Raw genomic sequence first — 14,262 nt, 5'->3', positions numbered from 1 at the left:
TCATGACTGAGGTGGTGAATCGCGGGCTCGACAGTGCGGATATCGCGCCGATCCGGGCCGAATCGACGGCGAGCCTGATCTCCCGGCGTCTGCGCGAGGGGATCGCCCTCGGTCATTTCGCCCAGGGGCAGCAGCTCGTCGAGGTCGAGCTGTCGAAGCAGTTGCAGGTGAGCCGTGGCGTGCTGCGCGAGGCGATGCAGCGGTTGACCCAGGAGGGTCTGCTCGTGAGCCGCCCGAATCGCGGGGTATTCGTCGCAGAGCTCGACTCGGCGGCCGTGTTCGACATCTATACCGCGAGACTCGCCATCGAGCGGGCCGCCTGCCTCAAGGTGATCGATGTCACCGACCGCGCATCAGAGATGGCTGCGGCGCTCGACGCCTCGAGCGATCTGTACGAGGAGCGGATCGCTCAAGGGGCCGGGCTCGAGGAGATCGCCCGGCTGGATATCGAGTTCCACGAGCGCATGGTCGCCGAAGCGCACAGCGTTCGGCTCGACCGCATGTACGGGACGCTCGCGACCGAGGCGCGCATGTGCTTCTCGGGGCTCGAGAGCCGCGTCTACCCGGCGGCCGAGCGACTGGCCGAGCATCGTGCGATCGCGCAGGCGATCCGCGAGCGCGACGTGCCGCTGCTGCACCGGCTGCTCGCCGAGCATATGGACCATGCCGTGGAGATGATCCTGCGAGAGGTCGAAAGCTCGGACTGAGTCGCGCGCGACCGCCCCGTGCGGCGTCAGCGATTCGTCTTCGGGAGGGGTTCCGCGTAGGCGATGACGCTGACCTCGACGGGGGCGCCGTCGGGGAGCGATGCGACGCCGACCGCTGCGCGCGCGTGGCGCCCGGCCTCGCCGAAGAGCTCGACGAGCGTATTCGATGCGCCGTCGGCGACCCAGGGGTGGCGGGTGAATGTCGGCAGCGCCGCGACGAACACCGTGAGCGAGACGAAGTGCGAGATGCGATCGAGGTCGCCGAGGTGCTGCTGCAGGGCCGAGACCGCGTTGAGCACGGCGGTGCGGGCGAGATCGCGAGCGTCTTCGGGCGCGACCGACTCGCCGACCACGCCTCGCATGGCGATATCGCCGGCGATGTGCGGGGTCTGCCCCGCGACGTGCAGCATGCCCGCGGCCTCGCGCACCGGGAGGTAGTCGGCTGCGGGCTGCGGGGGCGGAGGGAGCAGCTCGGCGATCTGCTGCGGGGTGAGGCGCACGGGTCTTCCCTCCGGTCGGTTTCGTGTTTAGAATGTCAACAATTCAACAATAACACGCTTGCTCGTGTGAGCCGAGCGAGCACTGCATGAACCGAGGCGGAGATGGAACCGAACACCGCAGCCCACATGGGCGCACCCGCGCAAGCGACAGGGATCCCTGAGCAGACGCACCTGCCAGCGGGGCCCGAGTCGCGCCTCGCCCTCGGCATCGTGGCGCCCTTCGACCTCGAGCTCGATGCCGAGCTCTGGCGCTGGTGCCCGCCGAACGTCGACCTGCTGATCACGCGTACGCCGTACGTCGACGACGCCGTCACCGTCGACTTCGCGCTCGAGATCTCCGACGAGCAGCAGTTGCGCGAGGGGGTGCGCAGTGTGATCGCCGGCCGGGCCGATACCGTCGCGTACGCGTGCACCTCGGCGAGCTTCGTGCGCGGCAGGGCGGGGGAGGAGGAGTTGCGCGCCTCCATGCTGCGTGCGGGCGCGACCCGCGCGCTCACCACGTCCGGCGCGCTCGTGGACGCGCTCGGCGTACTCGGCGCGCGAACGGTCGCGGTCGCCACCCCCTACCTCCCCGAACTCTCGGTGCACCTCGACCGCTATCTCGGCGAGCACGATATCGCCGTCGTGAAGCACGAGGCGCTCGGGCTCGATCGAGAGATCTGGAGCGTGCCGTACGAGCGCACCGCCCGGCTCATCCGCGACGTCGATCACCCGGACGCCGAGGCGATCGTGGTGAGCTGCACCAATCTGCCGAGCTACGACCTGATCGCGCCGCTCGAGCAGGAGCTCGGCAAGCCGATCGTGTCGGCGAACCAGGCCACGGTGTGGGCGGCCCTGCGCGCGATCGGCGCGGCTGCAGTGGGGCCCGGCCAGCGTCTCATCGAGGCGTAGCCGGGCGGAAGGGCGTCGATGATGGGGGCGGATTCCCCCGCGAAGGGGCCCGCCGAGAGCGCGGGGCGCGTGCCGGGCGGTGCGGTGCGCGCGTTCGCCCTGCTCACCGCAGCGGTGGCGGCGGGCATCGCCGTCTTCTTCGCGCTCTACTCGCTGCTCCCGGTCACGAGGCCCGATGCCCCGGAGCTCGGCAGCCTCTTCACGGGCGCGATGATGGCGTTCGTGATGGCCGTTCAGGCGTTCGTCCCGGCGCTCGTGCGCAGGTGGTCGCTGCGGCTCGTGCTCGTACTCGCGCTCATCCTCCTCGGCGTCGGAGCACTGCTCTCCGGCTCCGCGAGCGGACCGGCGCTGCTCATGCCGGGCGCTGCGCTCAGCGGCATCGGGTTCGGTGCGATCGTCGTGGTCGGCACGCAGGGCGTCGCCCTGTTCGTGCCCGGCGCTTCGCTCGGGCGGGCACTCGGAGTCTACGGCCTCGTCACGCTCCTCGCCTCGGCCTTCGGCTCGCCTGCCGGCGTGCAGCTCGCCCTGGTGCTCTCGCCCGAGGTCTTCGGGGTCGGCGCGGCAGCGCTCTGCGCAGTGTCGGCGGCGGCCGCGAGCCGCCTTCCCGCCGGGGCGGGGCGGGAGCCGGGGCGGGCTGGGGTGCCCGGGCGCGTGCGGGCCGTGCCGTGGCGAGGGCGACTCTCCGGCGTGCCCATCGGGGTGCTGGCGTTCCTGCTCGTCAGCGTGCTGCTGCTCTCGCACGGCCTGTCGAGCTTCGCGGTGCTCGGTTCGGATGCCGCCGGCGCCGCGCTCGCGATCTTCTGCGTGCAGCTGGGCAATGCGATCGGGCGCTGGCTCGGGGGAGAGCTGGAGCGATGGCTGCCGGCCGGCGTGGCCTGGGTGCTGGTCGCCGGGTGCGTCGCGGTCGCCGCCGCCGCAGGCGTGCTCGTGCCCGGGCTCGCTGCGGTGGTGGTCTGCGGGCTGCTGCTCGGGGCGGGCATCGGCGCCGTGCAGACGGTCACGCTGCACGCCGTGCTGAGGCGGCTCGAGGCGGGCCGTGCCTCGGTGGTCTGGAATCTCACGGTCGATGCGGGCCTGTGGGCAGGGGGCGTCGGCTGGGGAATCGCGCTCTCCGCGGGCCGTGCCGTGCCCGCGGTCGTGACGGTGTCGTGCGTCGCACTGCTGCTCGGACTGGTGCTCGCGGTACGGGCTCGCCGGGCGGATGTCACGGGCGCATCACGACGCCGCAGGATGCCTTGACGGTCGTCGCAAAGACTGCCATATTGTCCTAGGGTGGGATTGTCCTACAGTTTCGATATCGCTCGAACGCGGGCCCGCCCGTCCATAACGGCAGAACATTCTGAATAAGGAGTCAATGATGACCCTCAAGCAGTTCACGCGTACCCGTCGGGTAGCGACGGCAGTGCTCGGCGGCGCCTTCGCCGCCGCACTGCTCGTGTCGTGCTCGACCACGACGCCGGGGCAGGGGACGCCCGCGGGCGACGGCGCGGCGACGAGCACGCTCGAACGTGCGCAGCAGGACGGGTACCTTCGGGTGGCGATCGCCAACGAGCCGCCCTACACGCAGGTCGAGACCGATGGCACCGTCACCGGCGCTGAGCCCGACGTCCTCGCCGCCGTGCTCAAGAAGATCGGCATCGACGAGATCCAGGGGGTGACCACGCCGTACGAATCGATGATCCCCGGCCTCGATGCCGACCGCTGGGACGTCGTCGCCGCGGGCCTCTTCATGAAGGAGTCGCGATGCGCGGCGGTCGCCTACTCCGAGCCGGTCATCGTGTCGACGGAATCGTTCGGCGTGCCGAAGGGCAACCCCGAGGGCATCACCACCATTCAGGACGTGCTCGACAACCCCGACCTGAAGATCGCGGTGCTCACCGGCGGCTTCGAGGAGGGCATCCTCAAGTCCGCCGAGGTGCCCGCCGATCAGCACGTGCTCGTGAAGGATGCGCGCAGCGGCGTCGAGTCGATCGGCGCCGGCCGCGCCGACGCCTTCCTGCTGCCAACGCTGTCGTTGCGCGACCTCATCGCGGAGGACGACGCGAGCCTCGAGGTCACCGACGCGATCGAGGATGCGCCGCGCACCGGCTCGGGCGCCGCGTTCCGCAAGAGCGACACCGAGCTGCTCGACGCCTACAACGAGGCGCTCGCGGAGTTCAAGAAGACCGACGAGTTCGCGCAGATCCTCACCAAGTGGGGCTTCGACCCCGAGGCCGTCGAGGGCGTGACCTCCGAAGAGCTCTGCAAGAACGCGGGCTGACGCGCGGATCGCCCGCGACTCCGGAGTAGATCCATGGATTCAGTCATCGAGTACTCCGGGCTCCTCCTCGAGGGGCTCGGAGTCACAGTGATGGTGACGGTGCTCGGAGCGGCCCTGACGATCGCGGTGGCGTTCGCCGCCGGATTGGCGGGGCTCTCCCGGCGCTGGTACCTGCGCTGGCCTTCGTTCGTGTTCGTCGAGTTCATCCGAGGATCGGGCCTGCTCGTGCAGATGTTCTGGTTCTTCTTCGCGCTGCCGTTCCTCGGGATCCAGCTGCACCCCGTGCTCGCCGGCGTGCTCGCGCTCGGGCTCAACGAGGGCGCCTACGCCGCCGAGATCGTGCGCGGAACGATCCGGTCGCGGCCCCGTGGTCAGACCGAGGCGGCGATCGCGCTCGGCATGAGCCCGACGCTGCGGCTCCGGCGCATCCTCATCCCGCAATCGGTGCCCGCGATGCTGCCCTCGTTCGGCAACGTCATGGTCGACCTGCTGAAGAACACCTCGCTCGTGTCGCTCGTCACGGTGGGCGACCTCACCTGGCGCGCGTTCAACGCCCGCACCGTGACGGGGGCGACGGTCGAGATCTTCCTGACCATCCTCGTCATGTACTACCTGCTGTCGCTCATCATCGGCAGGATCACGCGGCTGCTCGAGCATCGTTTCGCCCTGGACCGCAAGGCGAAGCTGCGCGCGAAGCGCGAAGCGCGGAAGGGGGTGAGCGCCCGATGATCTGGGACAACGACTTCGTCATCTCCATCATGCCGCAGCTCGGACGCGGCTTCTGGCTCACCATCCAGATCACGTTCTTCGCGTTCATCATCAGCCTCGTCGTCGGTCTGCTCCTCGCGATTCTGCGATACCTCGAGATTCCAGTGATCTCGCACCTCGCGACCTTCATCGTCTCGTTCGTGCGCGGCACCCCGCTGCTCGTGCAGGCCTACATCGCCTACTTCGTGCTGCCCTACGCGGGGCTCGCGTTCGACCCGCTGCCGACCGGCATCGTCGTGCTCGGACTGAACTACAGCGCCTACACCGCGGAGGTGTACCGATCGGGCATCGAGCAGCTGCCGGCGGGGCAGTGGGAGGCGGGCAAGGCGCTGAGCCTGCCCGGCGGCCGCATGTGGATGCGCATCATCGTGCCGCAGGCGATCCGCCCGATCGTGCCGGTGCTCGGCAACTATCTCATCATGATGTTCAAGGACTCGGCGATCCTCTCGTCGATCACCCTGCTCGAGCTCATGGGCACGGCGATGCAGATCGGCAGCAACTACTACCGCTACCTCGAGCCGATCACCATCGCCGGCCTGCTGTACCTCCTGGTCAGCTTCCCCTGTTCACTGCTCATTCGACGTTTGGAGCACCGCCTTGTCCCCGCACACTGACATCCTCAGAACCCTCAACAACCCCGATGACGACATCGACGTCGCGATCTCGTTCGAGAACGTGAGCAAGTCGTGGGGCGACAACCACGTGCTGCGCAGCCTCGACTTCGAGGTGAAGCCCGGCGAGAAGGTATCGATCATCGGGCCCTCGGGCTCGGGGAAGACCACCATTCTGCGCGTGCTCATGACGCTCGAGACGCCCGACATCGGGCTCGTGACGGTGGGCGGGGACGTGCTGTGGAACCTCGCGAAGGGGGACAAACCGCGCGAGACGAAGCAGACGCTGGAGACGCGGAAGAAGATCGGCATGGTCTTCCAGCAGTTCAACCTGTTCCCGCACATGACGGTGCTCGAGAACGTCATCGAGGCCCCCATCCACGTGCGGGGCCTGAAGAAGGCCGAAGCCGTGGAGCGGGCGACCGAGCTGCTCGAACTCGTCGGGCTGCAGAACCACATGCAGCACCTGCCCACCCAGCTCTCGGGCGGGCAGCAGCAGCGCGCGGCGATCGCGCGGGCCCTCGCCATGCAGCCCGAGGTGATGCTGCTCGATGAGCCGACCAGCGCGCTCGACCCCGAGCTGATCGGCGAGGTGCAGCACGTCATCAGGCGCCTCGCCACGACCACGAACATGACGATGCTCATGGTCACGCACGAGATGAGGTTCGCCCGCGAGATCTCCGATCGCATCGTGATGTTCGACCAGGGGCAGGTGGTCGAAGAGGGGCCGCCCGCGCAGCTCTTCGAGCACCCGCGGTCCGAGCGCACCCGCCAGTTCCTCGAGGCGGTCGTCGGTCACTGACCGCGGTCGCCCGGCCTCTCCGAGTACACGCAAGCAGGGGCGGATCGGCGAGTGCCGACCCGCCCCTGCTGCGCGGTGCCCGGTCAGGCCCGTTCGTAGCGCAGGGTCTCCCCGGCGGCGCCGGTCATCCACATGTCCTGGCAGGCCGCCGCGAACTCCTCGAAGCCGTCTTCGATCTCGGCGAAGACGTTGCCCGGGATCCAGCCCTTGTCGCCGTTGATGAGGAGATTGTTTCGGCCGTAGAAGACCGCGAGGTCGACGATGCTCGCGCCGGTGTCGCCGCCCTCGCCCGAGCGGTAGCCGTAGCCCGGGTTGCCGAGCTCGGTCTCGGAGAAGCTGAAGTAGCAGACGTCGCGAGGGATCGGCGTGATCGTGGTGTTCTCGGGTCCCGGCTCCTGGTCGGCGAAGGCGGGCACCAGGTTGTAGATCTCATTGCGCGCGTACTTGCCGTGGTAGGCCTGGCCCTCCTGCGGCAGGGCGTCCCAGACCGCTGCGGCGGTGCGCGGGGCCTCATCGTCGAGCAGTCGTGCCCGGCACGATACTCCGCGCTTGACCAGGGTGATCGTGATGTAGCGGCTCATGCATGCGCTCCTTTGCGTTCGTTGCGCCCGCGCGGGTACGTGTTGAGGCGGGCCGTGATGGTTAGAGTAGGTCCTGCTCGAGATGATTGTCAACAATTGGAATGTAGGATAAGGTGGCGTCACGCAGTGCAGCGGACGCGCTCGTCGAAAGGACGCACATGACCACGATCGGTTTTCTCTACCCCGGGTACGGCGCGGAGGACGACTACCCGTTCATGCAGGCCCTCGTGCCCGACGGTGTGGCACTCGAGCTCGAGCACACCTCGGTCGGCGTCGATGCGCACGAGGTCGACGCCCTGCTCGACCTCGGCCGCAGCGAGCGACTGCTCGAGGGCGCCGAGAATCTGCGGGCGAAGCAGCTCGACGCGATCATCTGGGCCTGCACCTCCGGCAGCTTCGTCTTCGGCCTCGAAGGGGCCCGGCGCCAGGCCGCCGAAGTGGGCGACGCCCTCGCGGTCCCGGCCTCATCGACCTCGCTCGCCTTCGTCGACGCGATCCGCCACCTGGGCTTCTCCCGAGTCGCCATCGCGGCGACGTACCCCGAAGACGTCTCCCGGCACTTCCGCAAGCTGCTCGAAGACGCGGGCATCGAGGTGCTGTCGCTCGTGAGCCACGACATCGAGACCGCGGCGCTCGCCGGTGAACTCGACGACGACGGCGTGGTCGCACTCGCCGAGAGCAACAATCCCGCCGAGGCCCAGGCCGTGCTGCTGCCGGACACCGCGATGCATACCGCCCGGATCATCGAGCGGCTCGAAACCGCGCTCGGCAAGCCGGTGCTCACCGCGAACCAGGTGACGCTCTGGCAGGGACTCCGCCTCGCCGGTACGACCCCGCCCATTCCGGCGATGGGCGCTCTCTTCGCGAAGGACGCCGCCGCCTCGTCCTGACAGCGCATTACAGAGGGGTGCGTACACTCGGGGCACGCTCACACCTGCGCACCCTGACTGCCCGAGACCACGAGTCCCGAGTGGGCGGTGACCACATCCAGTTGCAAAGGAGCACACATCATGAGCAAGACAGCCGCAGGATCAGGCTCGGCGCCGAGAGTCCGCGAGCCCGATAAGGCCACGCTGCGCAAGGCAATCGCCGCTTCGGCGATCGGCAACGCGACCGAATGGTTCGACTACGGCGTGTACGCCGTGGCAGTGACCTACATCACGGTCAACTTCTTCCCGACCGATGGCGGATCGGGCACCGCGATGGCGCTCGCGACCTTCGCCCTCTCGTTCCTCGTGCGCCCGCTCGGCGGCATGTTCTGGGGGCCGCTCGGCGACAAGTTCGGGCGAAAACTGGTGCTCGCGCTCACGATCCTCCTGATGGCCGGCGCTACATTCCTCGTCGGCGTACTGCCGACCTATGAGCAGGTCGGTGTCTTCGCACCGATCCTGCTCATCATCCTGCGCATGGTGCAGGGCTTCTCGACGGGCGGCGAATACGGCGGGGCGGCGACATTCATGGCCGAGTACGCGCCCGACAAGAAGCGCGGCTTCTACGGCAGCTTCCTCGAGTTCGGCACGCTCGGCGGCTTCGCGCTCGGTGCATTCATCGTGCTGGCCGCGGTTCGCATCCTCGGCGACGACGCGATGGAGCAGTGGGGCTGGCGCATCCCGTTCCTGCTCGCCGGCCCGCTGGGCCTCATCGGCATGTACCTGCGCAACAAGATCGAGGACACCCCGCTCTTCCAGGAGCAGGAGGAAGCGGCCGAGAAGGCCGAGAAGGCGGCGCAGGAGAACAAGCGCGGCGTATGGCGCGAGCTGTTCACCCACTACCGCCGGGCGATGCTCGTCATGACCGGTCTCGTCATCGCGCTGAACGTGGTGAACTACACGCTGCTCACCTACATGCCGACCTATCTGCAGAACACCATCGGTCTGTCGGCCGATGCCGGGCTCATGGTGGTGCTCATCGGCTACCTCGTGATGATGGCGATCATCCCGTTCTTCGGCGCGCTGTCCGATCGCATCGGCCGGAAGCCGATGTGGATCTTCTCGCTCATCGGGCTGATGGTGCTCGTGCTGCCGATGTACATGATGATGGAGAAGGGCTTCGGCTGGGCGATGCTCGCCTTCGTGGTGCTCGGGCTGCTGTACCTGCCGCAGCTCGCCACGATCTCCTCGACCTTCCCCGCCTTCTTCCCGACCCACGTGCGCTACGCGGGCTTCGCCATCACCTACAACGTGGCGACTGCGGCCTTCGGCGGTACGGCGCCCGCGGCGAACGAGCTGCTCATCGAGGGAACGGGATTCGACCTCACCCCCGCCGTCTACATGATCGTGGCATGCGCGATCGGCTTGGTCGCGGCGTTCGCGATGAAGGAGACCGCGGGAGTGTCGATCCGCACCCAGCCCGTCGCGATCGTCGGCATCGATACGCGCATCCCGGCGCCCGGCGAGGACTGAGCCGCATGCGCGTCGATACCATCATCGAGAACGCCCGGGTGCTCACGCAGCACGAGGTCGCCCCGAGAGCGTCGGCGATCGCGGTGCTCGACGGCCGCATCGTCGCGGTCGAGGCCGGGGCCTCGTCCGGCGGCGGGGCGCCCGGGCGCGCAGGCGCGCTCGACGGGCTCGCCGCCCGCCGCCGCATCGATGCGGGCGGAGCCGTCGTGGTGCCCGGCTTCAACGACGCGCATGCGCACTCGGTGTGGTTCGGGCACACGCTGCTCGAGACCGATCTCGCCGGATGCGATGGCCTCGACGACCTCTACGGGCGCATCGCGCGGGCCTCCGCCGGCCTCGAAGCCGGGGAGTGGGTCGTCGCGTCCGGCTACAACCAGATGGATACGGGCGGCGCGTACCCCGATGCCGACCGGCTCGACGCGGCTTCCGGCCGTCGCCCCGTCTGGATCAAGCACACCTCGGGCCACTCCTGCTTCGTGAACCGGCGCGCTATCGAGGCGCTCGGCATCACGGGGCGCGAGCAGTTCGACGGCGGTTCGGTCGTGACCGACGACGCCGGCCGGCCCACCGGGCTGCTCGAGGAGACGGCGATGGCACTCGTGCAGCAGCAGATGCTGCCGGCGCCGCAGCAGCAGATCGTCGCGGCGCTCGACGCGGCGACGGCCCGGTACGCGGCCGAGGGGCTCACGAGCATCACCGATGCGGGCATCGGGGGCGGGTGGATCGGGCACAGCGCTCAGGAGTTCGCCGCCTATCAGGCCGCGCTCGATGCCGGCGTCCTGCGCACCAGGATGCAGCCGATGCTCGTCGCCGACGTGCTCGGCGACGTCCCGCTCGGCGATGACGGCCGCAGCTTCCGGGGCCTGCCCGGCGGGCTGCGCAGCGGGCTCGGCGACGACCGGCTGCAGCTCGGCCCGGTGAAGATCTTCCTCGACGGGTCGATCCTCGGGAATACGGCGCGGATGTCGCAGGGGTACCACCATTGCCCGTCGAACCGCGGCTATTTCCAGGGCGACCTCGAAGAGATGCGGCGGCACGCCCTCGACGCCGGTCGCGCGGGGTGGGCGCTCGCGATGCACGCGGTCGGCGATGAGGCGGTCGGCCTCGCGATCGAGATACTGGAGCAGCTGCGCGCCGAGGACGTGACACCGCCCCTGCCGCACCGCATCGAGCACGGCGGGGTGGTCGCCGAAGGGCAGGTGGCGGCGCTCGCCGCCCTCGGCACGTCGATCGTCGCGCAGCCGTACTTCATGCGCGTGTACGGCGACGGCTTCCGCGGGTACATCGGCGACGAGCGCTCCGCGCAGTCGTTCCGTCTCGGCAGCCTGCTGCGGCACGGCCTGCCCGTCGCGGGCAGCTCGGACCGGCCGGTGGCGGCGGGCCGCCCGCTCGACGTGATGCAGGCCGCGGTCGAGCGTCTCACTGCGGAAGCCTGGGTGTACGGTCCCGACGAACGGCTCACGGCGGCGGAGGCGCTGCGCGCCTACACCGTCGGTTCTGCCGAGGTGACCGGCTGGGGTGACCGCAAGGGGCGTATCGCGCCCGGCTATCTGGCCGACTTCGCCGTGCTCGGCGACGACCCGACGGCGGTCGAGCCGTCGCGCATCGGAGCCATCGACGTGCTCGCGACCGTCGTCGGCGACGATGCCGTCTTCGACGCGCACGGCATATTCACCGAGGGATCGGAGGACGCATGACCGACACCCAGCCGGAGGCCGGCACCGCAGGCGGGCGAATGCGCCCGCTCGGCACCGCGATCGTGACCGGTGGTACTTCGGGCATCGGTCTCGCGATCGCGCGCGGGCTCGTGGAGCGCGGCTTCGGGGCGGTGCTGACGGGGCGCACGGCACCGGTCGAGGAGCTGCCCGAGCACATGCGCTTCATCGAGGTCGACCATGCGCTGCCCGATGCCGCCGAAGTCGTGGCCGACCAGCTCGACGACCGCTTCGGGCCGCTCGCGGCGCTCATCAACAACGTCGGTCGCCGCCACAACGACCTGATCGGCGCGCTCGAGCGCGAGTCGCTGCTCGAGACGATGGCGCTGAACGTGGTCTCGCACATGCTGCTCACGCAGCGGCTCGTTCCGCTCTTCTCCGCCCCTGCATCGGCCGCGCGTGGGAACGGCGATGCCGGGCGCACGGCGGTCGGCGGTTCGGTCGTGAATATCAGCTCGCGCCTCGCCGCGGTCGGGATGCCCGGGGTCAGCGGGTACGCCGCGACCAAGGGCGCGATCAACTCGTTCACGATCTCCTCCGCGGTCGAACTGGCTCCGCTCGGCATCCGGGTCAATGCGGTCGCGCCGGGCATGACGCGAACGCCCCTCATCGAGGCGTGGCTCGCCGAACAGCGCGACCCCGCGGTCGCCGAAGCCGAGGTCACCGCCCGAGTACCGCTTGCCCGCCTCGCTGCGCCCCACGACATCGCGGGCGCGGCCGTCTTTCTCGCGTCGCCCGAATCCAGCTACATCACGGGTGCCGTGCTGCCGGTCGACGGGGGCTATACGATCGGTTGATCCGCGGCGCCCCAGACCTCGCCCCAGGCCGTCCGCAGCGCGGCCAGGCATGCGGCGACGGCGCGCGAACGCTCGGTACCGCGCCTGATGAGCGTGACGTGGCGGCGGTGCATATCGTCGGGGAAGCCGGAGACGGGCGCGACCGGTGCGTGCAGGCCGGCCGCCACCCCGGCGGGGAGGAATGCTGCGGCGACCCCTTGTTCGACGAGGCGGCGGTGCACGTACGGATCGGGCGACTCGAACTGCACGCGCGGTTCGAAGCCCGCGGCGCGGCAGATGCCGCGACTCCAGCGGAACGAGTCGGATGCGCGCGGCTCCATCGCCCAGACGGCGGCCGCGGGGTCATCGACTCCGGCGGGCAGGTACGCCTGGATCGGCTCCTTGCCGAGCACCGTGCCTCGCAGCCCGGGGCTCGGCGGCAAGGGGTGCCCGGGGTACTCGTCGGCGACCGCGATGTCGGCTCGACGGGCGAGCAGCCGGTCGACGGCGGCCTCGGGGTCGAGCTGCACGAACTCGAGCCTGAGGCCGGGCGCATCCCGGTGCAGGGCGCGAGTCGCGCTCGCGAGCATGCCGATGGCGAAGGTGTGGAACCCGACGAGGCGCACCGTGCCGCTCGGCGCGCCGCCGGGCGACTCGAGCTCGCTCGAGGCCCGTTCGAGCACTTCGAGGATCTGCTCCGTGTGCTCCACCAGGCGCACGGCCGCCGCGGAGAGCCGCACTCCGCGGCCCTCGCTCTCGAGCAGCGGCACCCCGCATTCGCGCTCGAGGCGACTCAGGCGCTGCGAGATGTTCGAGGGGCTGACGCCGAGCGAGGCCGCCGCCGCGGTCACGCTGCCCCGCAGGGACACCTCGCGCAGCAGCACGAGTTTGCCGGTGTCGAGCATGCGGCCCCCTTCTGTTAATGGAAAGTGAACGGTATTGATGATACCGGTCGGTCTTGATAAAGAATGCTGGTCGCCTACGGTGGAGGAAGACGGAAGCGGAGCAGCTGAAGGAGGAGCCGATGTCTGTAGGGGTGCTGGAAGGCGCGGAATTGGATCGCCGGCTCGCCGCCGTGCGCGAGTCGATGCGCGAGCGCGGATTCGACGGGCTGGTGGTGGCGGACCCCGCCAACATCTTCTACCTCACCGGGTACAACGCCTGGTCGTTCTACACCCCGCAGATCTTCTACGTGCCGCTCGCAGGCGCACCGGTGCTCGCGATGCGCGAGATGGATGCGCTCGGCGCCCACCGCACCGCGCTCCGCTACGGCGACGACGTGCTCGGCTACCCCGAAACCACCGTGCACCGCCCCGACACGCACCCGATGGTCTGGGTAGCCGAGCAGTTGCGCGCCCGGGGCTATGCGGATGGCGCTCCGGGCCCCGGCGCCCTGCGCATCGGCTTCGAGGGCGACGCCCACTTCTTCGCGGTGCGCTCGTATCTCGCGCTGCGCGACGGCCTGCCCGAGTGGGATCTCGTCGAGAGCCGCGAACTCGTCAACTGGGTGCGGCTCGTGAAATCGGATTTCGAGATCTCGCAGATGCGCAAGGCCGGCCTGGTCGCGAGCGGCGCGATGCGCGCCGCGGTCGACGCGATCCGAGAAGGTGTGCCGCTCAACGAGCTCGCCGCCGAGGTCCTGGCCGCACAGGCGCGCGGCGTCGCGGCCACGGAAGACGACCCGGCGACGCTCGCGGACGGCGACTACCCGGCGATCGTGCCGATGTTCATGTACGGCGAGGGGGCGGACACCCCGCACCTCACCTGGACGGCCGAACGCATGGCGAAGAACGAGGCCGTCTCGATCGAGCTCACCGGCGTGCACCATCGCTACCATGCGCCGCTCGCGCGCACCGTGTCGCTCGGGGCGCCGACCCGCGAGCTCGATCGTCTCGCGGGCGCCACGGTCGAGGGGCTGAACGCCGCGCTCGAAGCACTGCGCCCCGGCAACACCTCGGCGGATGTGCACGCCGCGTTCGACCGCGTGCTGCGCCGCCACGGCCTCGAGAAGAAGTCGCGCCTCGGCTACTCGATCGGCGTCGGCTTCCCGCCCGACTGGGGCGAACGCACCGTGAGCCTGCGGGCCGGCAACGACACCGTGCTCGAGGAGAACATGACCTTCCACCTCATCGCGGGCATGTGGATGACCGGCTACGGCTTCGAGGCCTCGGAGTCGGCGCGCGTCGCCCCGGGAGGCGCCGACGTGTTCACCAGCGCACCGCGCGAACTCATCGTGAAGGAGATCTGAC

Annotated in this window: 15 protein-coding genes; 12 read left to right on the top strand and 3 right to left on the bottom strand. The window is 69.6% G+C overall.

Annotated elements, in window-relative coordinates; genetic code table 11:
* The first annotated feature begins 2 nt into the window (after positions 1–2).
* The gene (locus ACUYTF_RS04155) at positions 3–707 is read left to right on the top strand and encodes a GntR family transcriptional regulator (RefSeq protein ID WP_434142971.1); all 705 of its coding nucleotides are present in this window, start codon (positions 3–5) and stop codon (positions 705–707) included.
* A 26-nt stretch (positions 708–733) separates the two neighbouring features.
* Here ACUYTF_RS04155 and ACUYTF_RS04150 read toward each other — a convergent pair whose 3' ends face one another.
* Entirely contained in the window at positions 734–1,207 is a 474-nt protein-coding gene (locus ACUYTF_RS04150) for a RidA family protein (RefSeq protein WP_434142972.1), read from the bottom strand.
* Positions 1,208–1,309: 102 nt separating this feature from the next.
* Here ACUYTF_RS04150 and ACUYTF_RS04145 point away from each other — a divergent pair, with 102 nt between their 5' ends.
* The 6 genes from ACUYTF_RS04145 to ehuA all read left to right on the top strand — a co-directional run bounded on the left by ACUYTF_RS04145 (position 1,310) and on the right by ehuA (position 6,539).
* A complete protein-coding gene (locus ACUYTF_RS04145; RefSeq protein ID WP_434142973.1) occupies positions 1,310–2,098 on the top strand; it encodes a maleate cis-trans isomerase family protein in 789 nt (262 codons plus the stop codon).
* Between the two features lie 21 nt (positions 2,099–2,119).
* Entirely contained in the window at positions 2,120–3,337 is a 1,218-nt protein-coding gene (locus tag ACUYTF_RS04140) for an MFS transporter (protein ID WP_434142974.1), read from the top strand.
* 118 nt (positions 3,338–3,455) lie between these two features.
* On the top strand, positions 3,456–4,358 hold the full coding sequence (gene ehuB, locus ACUYTF_RS04135) for an ectoine/hydroxyectoine ABC transporter substrate-binding protein EhuB (RefSeq protein WP_434142975.1): 903 nt from the start codon (positions 3,456–3,458) through the stop codon (positions 4,356–4,358).
* Between the two features lie 33 nt (positions 4,359–4,391).
* Positions 4,392–5,087: an ectoine/hydroxyectoine ABC transporter permease subunit EhuC gene (gene ehuC / locus ACUYTF_RS04130; RefSeq protein WP_434142976.1), complete on the top strand. Its 696-nt coding sequence runs from the start codon at positions 4,392–4,394 to the stop codon at positions 5,085–5,087.
* Positions 5,084–5,740 carry an ectoine/hydroxyectoine ABC transporter permease subunit EhuD gene (gene ehuD, locus ACUYTF_RS04125; RefSeq protein ID WP_434142977.1) on the top strand — a complete coding sequence of 219 codons (657 nt, stop codon included), beginning with the start codon at positions 5,084–5,086 and terminating at the stop codon, positions 5,738–5,740. The genes ehuC and ehuD overlap by 4 nt, the downstream gene beginning before the upstream one ends.
* Positions 5,724–6,539: an ectoine/hydroxyectoine ABC transporter ATP-binding protein EhuA gene (gene ehuA / locus ACUYTF_RS04120; protein ID WP_434142978.1), complete on the top strand. Its 816-nt coding sequence runs from the start codon at positions 5,724–5,726 to the stop codon at positions 6,537–6,539. The genes ehuD and ehuA overlap by 17 nt, the downstream gene beginning before the upstream one ends.
* Before the next feature lie 83 nt (positions 6,540–6,622).
* Here ehuA and ACUYTF_RS04115 read toward each other — a convergent pair whose 3' ends face one another.
* Positions 6,623–7,120, bottom strand: coding sequence for a DUF3830 family protein (locus tag ACUYTF_RS04115; protein WP_434142979.1), 498 nt, complete (start codon positions 7,118–7,120; stop codon positions 6,623–6,625).
* A gap of 158 nt (positions 7,121–7,278) precedes the next feature.
* On the opposite strand from ACUYTF_RS04115, the gene ACUYTF_RS04110 reads away from it, so the two are divergent.
* From ACUYTF_RS04110 to ACUYTF_RS04095, 4 genes are all read left to right on the top strand, one after another.
* On the top strand, positions 7,279–8,010 hold the full coding sequence (locus ACUYTF_RS04110; RefSeq protein WP_434142980.1) for a maleate cis-trans isomerase family protein: 732 nt from the start codon (positions 7,279–7,281) through the stop codon (positions 8,008–8,010).
* 120 nt (positions 8,011–8,130) lie between these two features.
* A complete protein-coding gene (locus ACUYTF_RS04105) occupies positions 8,131–9,522 on the top strand; it encodes an MFS transporter (protein ID WP_434142981.1) in 1,392 nt (463 codons plus the stop codon).
* 5 nt (positions 9,523–9,527) lie between these two features.
* Positions 9,528–11,219, top strand: coding sequence for an amidohydrolase family protein (locus ACUYTF_RS04100; protein WP_434142982.1), 1,692 nt, complete (start codon positions 9,528–9,530; stop codon positions 11,217–11,219).
* A complete protein-coding gene (locus tag ACUYTF_RS04095) occupies positions 11,216–12,034 on the top strand; it encodes an SDR family oxidoreductase (RefSeq protein WP_434142983.1) in 819 nt (272 codons plus the stop codon). The genes ACUYTF_RS04100 and ACUYTF_RS04095 overlap by 4 nt, the downstream gene beginning before the upstream one ends.
* Here the strand turns inward: ACUYTF_RS04095 and ACUYTF_RS04090 are convergent.
* Positions 12,019–12,918: a LysR substrate-binding domain-containing protein gene (locus ACUYTF_RS04090; protein WP_434142984.1), complete on the bottom strand. Its 900-nt coding sequence runs from the start codon at positions 12,916–12,918 to the stop codon at positions 12,019–12,021. The two genes, ACUYTF_RS04095 and ACUYTF_RS04090, sit on opposite strands and share 16 nt — an antisense overlap.
* A gap of 119 nt (positions 12,919–13,037) precedes the next feature.
* Here ACUYTF_RS04090 and ACUYTF_RS04085 point away from each other — a divergent pair, with 119 nt between their 5' ends.
* On the top strand, positions 13,038–14,261 hold the full coding sequence (locus ACUYTF_RS04085) for a M24 family metallopeptidase (RefSeq protein WP_434142985.1): 1,224 nt from the start codon (positions 13,038–13,040) through the stop codon (positions 14,259–14,261).
* The last annotated feature ends 1 nt before the right edge of the window (position 14,262 follow it).

The organism is Leucobacter sp. GX0328 (assembly GCF_053567315.1).
Note: the sequence above shows the minus strand (reverse complement) of the source record. Positions and strands in the feature narration are given on the sequence as shown.

Coding starts and splice junctions, on each gene's coding strand:
- ACUYTF_RS04095 (WP_434142983.1), top strand. CDS start 11,216: ATGACCGACACCCAGCCGGAGGCCGGCACCGCAGGCGGGCGAATGCGC.
- ehuB (WP_434142975.1), top strand. CDS start 3,456: ATGACCCTCAAGCAGTTCACGCGTACCCGTCGGGTAGCGACGGCAGTG.
- ACUYTF_RS04155 (WP_434142971.1), top strand. CDS start 3: ATGACTGAGGTGGTGAATCGCGGGCTCGACAGTGCGGATATCGCGCCG.
- ACUYTF_RS04115 (WP_434142979.1), bottom strand. CDS start 7,120: ATGAGCCGCTACATCACGATCACCCTGGTCAAGCGCGGAGTATCGTGC.
- ACUYTF_RS04085 (WP_434142985.1), top strand. CDS start 13,038: ATGTCTGTAGGGGTGCTGGAAGGCGCGGAATTGGATCGCCGGCTCGCC.
- ehuD (WP_434142977.1), top strand. CDS start 5,084: ATGATCTGGGACAACGACTTCGTCATCTCCATCATGCCGCAGCTCGGA.
- ACUYTF_RS04145 (WP_434142973.1), top strand. CDS start 1,310: ATGGAACCGAACACCGCAGCCCACATGGGCGCACCCGCGCAAGCGACA.
- ehuC (WP_434142976.1), top strand. CDS start 4,392: ATGGATTCAGTCATCGAGTACTCCGGGCTCCTCCTCGAGGGGCTCGGA.
- ACUYTF_RS04105 (WP_434142981.1), top strand. CDS start 8,131: ATGAGCAAGACAGCCGCAGGATCAGGCTCGGCGCCGAGAGTCCGCGAG.
- ACUYTF_RS04090 (WP_434142984.1), bottom strand. CDS start 12,918: ATGCTCGACACCGGCAAACTCGTGCTGCTGCGCGAGGTGTCCCTGCGG.
- ACUYTF_RS04140 (WP_434142974.1), top strand. CDS start 2,120: ATGGGGGCGGATTCCCCCGCGAAGGGGCCCGCCGAGAGCGCGGGGCGC.
- ACUYTF_RS04100 (WP_434142982.1), top strand. CDS start 9,528: ATGCGCGTCGATACCATCATCGAGAACGCCCGGGTGCTCACGCAGCAC.
- ACUYTF_RS04110 (WP_434142980.1), top strand. CDS start 7,279: ATGACCACGATCGGTTTTCTCTACCCCGGGTACGGCGCGGAGGACGAC.